Origin of the sequence: Streptomyces sp. MB09-01, assembly GCF_033794505.1 — a bacterium.
In the GTDB taxonomy this organism is placed as follows: domain Bacteria; phylum Actinomycetota; class Actinomycetes; order Streptomycetales; family Streptomycetaceae; genus Streptomyces.
The window spans coordinates 1-4,794 of sequence record NZ_JARAYQ010000414.1; the positions used below are offsets into that span (position 1 = coordinate 1).

The window sequence follows — 4,794 nt, forward strand, 5'->3', positions numbered from 1 at the left end:
CCCTCGAGCCGATCAGCAGCCTCCCCCATCCCCACGGCCCGCAACTGGGGCCAGCGCGCGGGGTCCTCGGACGGTTCCTCGGTCGCGGCCGCACCCGTGCGGTCCGGGGCCGCCCCGGCCGCCGAAGGGGCCGGCCGGAGGCGGCGCAACAACCGGACCGCGCCCCCTAGCCAGGCGAAGGCCAGGACGACGGCCACGTCGATCGCGGTCTTCGCCGCGTTGTCGAGCTCCAGGTTGGCCGCCTGGTCGGTTTTCGTGTACGGCAGGAACGCGAAGACCAGCTGGCGGATCGGCAGCTGATGGTTGTCGACGAGCAGGAGGGTGACGTAGGCGAGGGGTACGACCGCGAGAGCCTGGACCCAGGGGCCGCGCGCGACGACCAGACGGGCCCAGGCAGTGCGCCAGCTGCCGAGTCGGCCGAAGCCGTAGAGGAGTGCCGATACGAAGAGCAGCTCGTAGATCGGCTTGGCCCGCATCCCGCCCGTCCCCATGACGGGCTCGCCGTTCGAGGAGTACCAGCTGTCCGGGGTGAACAGGTTCAGCGGAGCATCCCAGAACGGGATGTAGGTGTTGCGCATGAGCGACCAGACGAGGACGCAGGCCAGGAAGGAGATGACGGCGCCGCTGGCGAGGGCCCGGTCGGGAGTCTGCGCGGCTTCCACAGCCGCGCGCGGGGTGTGGCCGTACCTCCAGACGCCCGGCTCGGCGGCCGGGCGGGCGGTGCGCAGCCAGTCCGTGAGGGTCGGTCCCCGGCCGGGGGCATAGCTGGGCTTCGGAGGGTGCGTGGGGGGGCCGGCAGGTCTCGGCACGTGACCTGCACGGGTCGCCTGTCCCTCGTACGCACCGTCGGTGTCCATGAACCCCTGCCCCCTGCCCGTGCCATGCGCTGCGGCGCTCAATCTAGTGCCCGACGGGGGCCTTGGACCCGCACCCCGCAATGATCCACAAGATGCGCGACGCGTCCCTTCTATGGCCGTCGCGGACAAGGACACGCCGAGATCACTACCGAACGGAGCATGCAGGATCCCCGCCCCCGGGCCTAGCCTGCGGACAAAGACACAAGTGCGTCCGAAAACACCCCCCAGGAGCCCTCTATGACCGCTGTCCCGCAGGAGCGCAAGATCGTCACCGCGATCCCCGGCCCCAAGTCGCAGGAGCTGCAGGCCCGCCGCCTCCAGACGGTGGCCGGCGGCGTGGGCTCCGTCCTGCCCGTCTTCACGGCCCGCGCGGGCGGCGGCATCATCGAGGACGTCGACGGCAACCGCCTGATCGACTTCGGCTCCGGCATCGCCGTGACCTCGGTCGGCGCCTCCGCCGAGGCCGTCGTGCGCCGCGCCTCCGCGCAGCTCGCCGACTTCACCCACACCTGTTTCATGGTCACCCCGTACGAGGGCTACGTCGAGGTCTGCGAGGCGCTCGCCGAGCTGACCCCCGGTGACCACGCGAAGAAGTCGGCCCTGTTCAACTCCGGCGCCGAGGCCGTCGAGAACGCCGTCAAGATCGCCCGTTCGTACACCAAGCGCCAGGCCGTCGTCGTCTTCGACCACGGCTACCACGGCCGCACCAACCTGACGATGGCGCTGACGGCGAAGAACATGCCGTACAAGCAGGGCTTCGGTCCGTTCGCCCCCGAGGTCTACCGCGTCCCGGTCGCCTACGGCTACCGCTGGCCCACCGGCGCCGAGAACTGCGGCCCCGAGGCCGCCGCCCAGGCGATCGACCAGATCAGCAAGCAGATCGGCGCCGAGAACGTCGCCGCGATCATCATCGAGCCGGTGCTCGGCGAGGGCGGCTTCATCGAGCCGGCCAAGGGCTTCCTGCCGGCGATCGTGAAGTTCGCCAACGAGAACGGCATCGTCTTCGTCGCCGACGAGATCCAGTCCGGCTTCTGCCGCACCGGCCAGTGGTTCGCGTGCGAGGACGAGGGCATCGTCCCGGACCTGATCACCACCGCCAAGGGCATCGCGGGCGGCCTGCCGCTCGCCGCCGTGACCGGCCGCGCCGAGATCATGGACTCCGCCCACGCGGGTGGCCTGGGCGGCACCTACGGCGGCAACCCGGTGGCGTGCGCCGGTGCGCTCGGCTCCATCGAGACCATGAGGAAGCTCGACCTCAACGCCAAGGCGAAGAAGATCGAGTCGGTCATGAAGGCCCGCCTGACGGCCATGCAGGAGAAGTACGAGATCATCGGCGACATCCGCGGCCGCGGCGCCATGATCGCGATCGAGCTGGTCAAGGACCCGGTGTCCAAGACCCCGTTCCCGGAGGCGGCCGGCGCGCTCGCCAAGGCCTGCCACGCGGAGGGCCTGCTCGTCCTCACCTGCGGCACCTACGGCAACGTGCTCCGCTTCCTCCCGCCGATCGTCATCGGCGACGACCTGCTGAACGAGGGCCTGGACCTCATCGAGGCCGCGTTCGCCGCCATCGGCACGGACGTCTGAGCGGACGCCTAGAACGTCCGAACGCAGCAACCCCCTCTTTACCGGCGGTAACGGGCGGGCGCTGTGAAGAAGCTGTGGGGGGCCGATGGCGGGAGCGCGATCCTGCTGTCGGCCCCCCTTCTGCTGCCGTACGGTTTCTGCAGATGAGTGAGACACCCCGCTCACGGGAAACCGGGGGCGACACCAGTACCGGGCTTCCCCAGCGCCGTATTGGGCATGCGTTCGCGCACACTCCTCACCGATCGGACAGCCGTTCGCCCCAAACCCCCCGGGGCGTCCGGCAACCCGGTCCGGGCGGCCGTCCCGGAACCATCCCCCCTGTTCCGGGACGGCCGGCCACTCCTCTCCTGATCGCCGCCGTCTGCGGCCTGCTCTTCTCCCTGATCACCTGGCAGGTGCTGGTCTCCGGCCCGCTGCTGGGTCCGGATCACGCGCTGAGCCGCGCCCTGGTGCGCACCGTCCCGGACTCCGTCACCGAACGCCTGTCGGACCTCGGGAACATTCCGGTCGCCGTTCCCGTCCTCGCGCTCGCCATGGCCTACGCCGCGTGGCGCGGCCGGCGCCTCGCCGCCGGGGCCGCGGGCCTGGCCATGGCCCTGGTGCCGGCCCTGGTCATCCCGTTCAAGGAGTGGACCGCCCGGCCCGGCCCCTTGGAGCCGTGGGCCGCCGGCTACTTCCCCTCGGGCCACACGGCCACCGCGGCCGTCGCCTACATCGGCGCGGCCCTGCTCGTGCGTCCGTACACCCGCCGTCCCTGGCCGACGGCCGCCGCCCTCGTGCTCACGGGGGCGACGGCCGTCGGGCTGGTCCTGCGGGGGTGGCACTGGCCGCTGGACGTGCTGGCCAGCCTGCTCATGTGCACGCCCCTGTTGCTCGGGGTGGACCGGGTCGGCCGGCCCAGCGGTCCGAGCCGGCTCAGCGGTCCGAGCCGGCTCAGCCGCCGAAGTATCCGTCGAAGTTCCGGCTGAACTCCCAGCCGCCGAAGCGGTCCCAGTTGATCGACCAGGTCATCAGGCCGCGCAGGCCGGGCCGGGTGCCGTGGGTCTGGTAGCTCCCGCAGTCGGTCTTCTTCGTCAGGCAGTTCAGGGCCTTGTTCACCTCCGCGGGCGAGGTGTGGCCGTTGCCCGCGTTGGTGGTGGCCGGGAGGCCGATCGCGACCTGTTCGGGGCGCAGGGCCGGGAAGACGCTGGCGGTGTTACCGGCGACCGGGAAGCCGGTGAGCAGCATGTCGGTCATGGCGATGTGGAAGTCCGCGCCGCCCATGGAGTGGTACTGGTTGTCGAGGCCCATGATCGAGCCCGAGTTGTAGTCCTGGACGTGGAGCAGGGTGAGGTCGTCGCGCAGGGCGTGGATGACGGGGAGGTACGCGCCGGCGCGCGGGTCCTGGCCGCCCCAGGGGCCGGAGCCGTAGTACTGGTAGCCCAGCTGGACGAAGAAGGTCTCCGGGGCCATGGTCAGGACGAAGTCCGGGCCGTACTCGGCCTTCAGGGTCCGGACCGCCGAGATCAGGTTCACGATCACGGGCGTGGTGGGGGCCCGGAAGTCGGTGTCCCCGGCGGCGAGGGAGAGGGAGTGGCCCTCGAAGTCGATGTCCAGGCCGTCGAGACCGTATTCGTCGATGATCTTGCTGACGGAGGAGACGAAGGCGTCCCGGGCTGCGATGGTCGCCAGCTGCACCTGGCCGTTCTGGCCGCCGATGGAGATGAGGACCTTCTTGCCGGCGGCCTGCTTGGCCTTGATCGCGGCCTTGAACTCCGCCTCCGACTCCACGTTCGGGCACTCGGCGACCGGGCAGAGCCGGAAGCGGATGTCGCCGGAGGTCACCGAAGTCGGTTCGCCGAAGGCGAGGTTGACGACGTCCCAGGAGGCGGGCACGTCGGCCATCCGGACGTATCCGGAGCCGTTGGCGAAGCTCGCGTGCAGGTAGCCGACCAGCGCGTGCGCCGGCAGGCCTCCCCCGCCGCCACCGCCGCCGGTCGTGGTCGCGGAGGCGGGGGCGCTCTTCGGGGACTCGCCCGCCGCGTTCACCGCGCTGACCCGGAAGGTGTACGCGGTGGATGCGGCGAGGCCCGTCACGGCCGCCGGTGCGGAGGTGACGGAGAACGGAGCGGCGCCGTCCCGGTGGACGGTGTACGAGGTGGCTCCGGGCACCGCCGGCCAGTTCAGGGAGACCGAGATGGACGAGGTGGCGGAGGCCGTCAGGCCGGTGGGGGCGGCCGGGGGCTGGGACTGGCCGCCCCCACCGGCCTGACGGCCTCCGCCACCTCGTCCATCTCGGTCTCCCTGAACTGGCCGCCGGTGCGGAGGTGACGGAGAACGGAGCGGCGCCGTCCCGGTGGACGGTGTACGAGGT

Annotated in this window: 2 protein-coding genes and 2 pseudogenes; 2 read left to right on the top strand and 2 right to left on the bottom strand. The window is 71.3% G+C overall.

Annotated elements, in window-relative coordinates:
- A pseudogene (locus PV721_RS41270) lies at positions 1-857 on the bottom strand (hypothetical protein); the annotation flags it as partial.
- A gap of 237 nt (positions 858-1,094) precedes the next feature.
- Between PV721_RS41270 and gabT the strand changes: the two are divergent.
- Both gabT and PV721_RS41280 read left to right on the top strand, forming a co-directional pair.
- Positions 1,095-2,441 (top strand): 4-aminobutyrate--2-oxoglutarate transaminase, encoded by a 1,347-nt coding sequence (gene gabT / locus PV721_RS41275; RefSeq protein ID WP_319733716.1) that lies wholly within the window; start codon positions 1,095-1,097, stop codon positions 2,439-2,441.
- A 395-nt stretch (positions 2,442-2,836) separates the two neighbouring features.
- Positions 2,837-3,409: a phosphatase PAP2 family protein gene (locus PV721_RS41280; RefSeq protein WP_319733717.1), complete on the top strand. Its 573-nt coding sequence runs from the start codon at positions 2,837-2,839 to the stop codon at positions 3,407-3,409.
- On the opposite strand, the pseudogene PV721_RS41285 reads toward PV721_RS41280, so the two are convergent.
- Positions 3,375-4,664 (bottom strand): annotated as a pseudogene (locus PV721_RS41285) (chitinase); the annotation flags it as partial. The gene PV721_RS41280 and the pseudogene PV721_RS41285 sit on opposite strands and share 35 nt — an antisense overlap.
- Positions 4,665-4,794 lie beyond the last annotated feature (130 nt).

Coding starts and splice junctions, on each gene's coding strand:
- gabT (WP_319733716.1), top strand. CDS start 1,095: ATGACCGCTGTCCCGCAGGAGCGCAAGATCGTCACCGCGATCCCCGGC.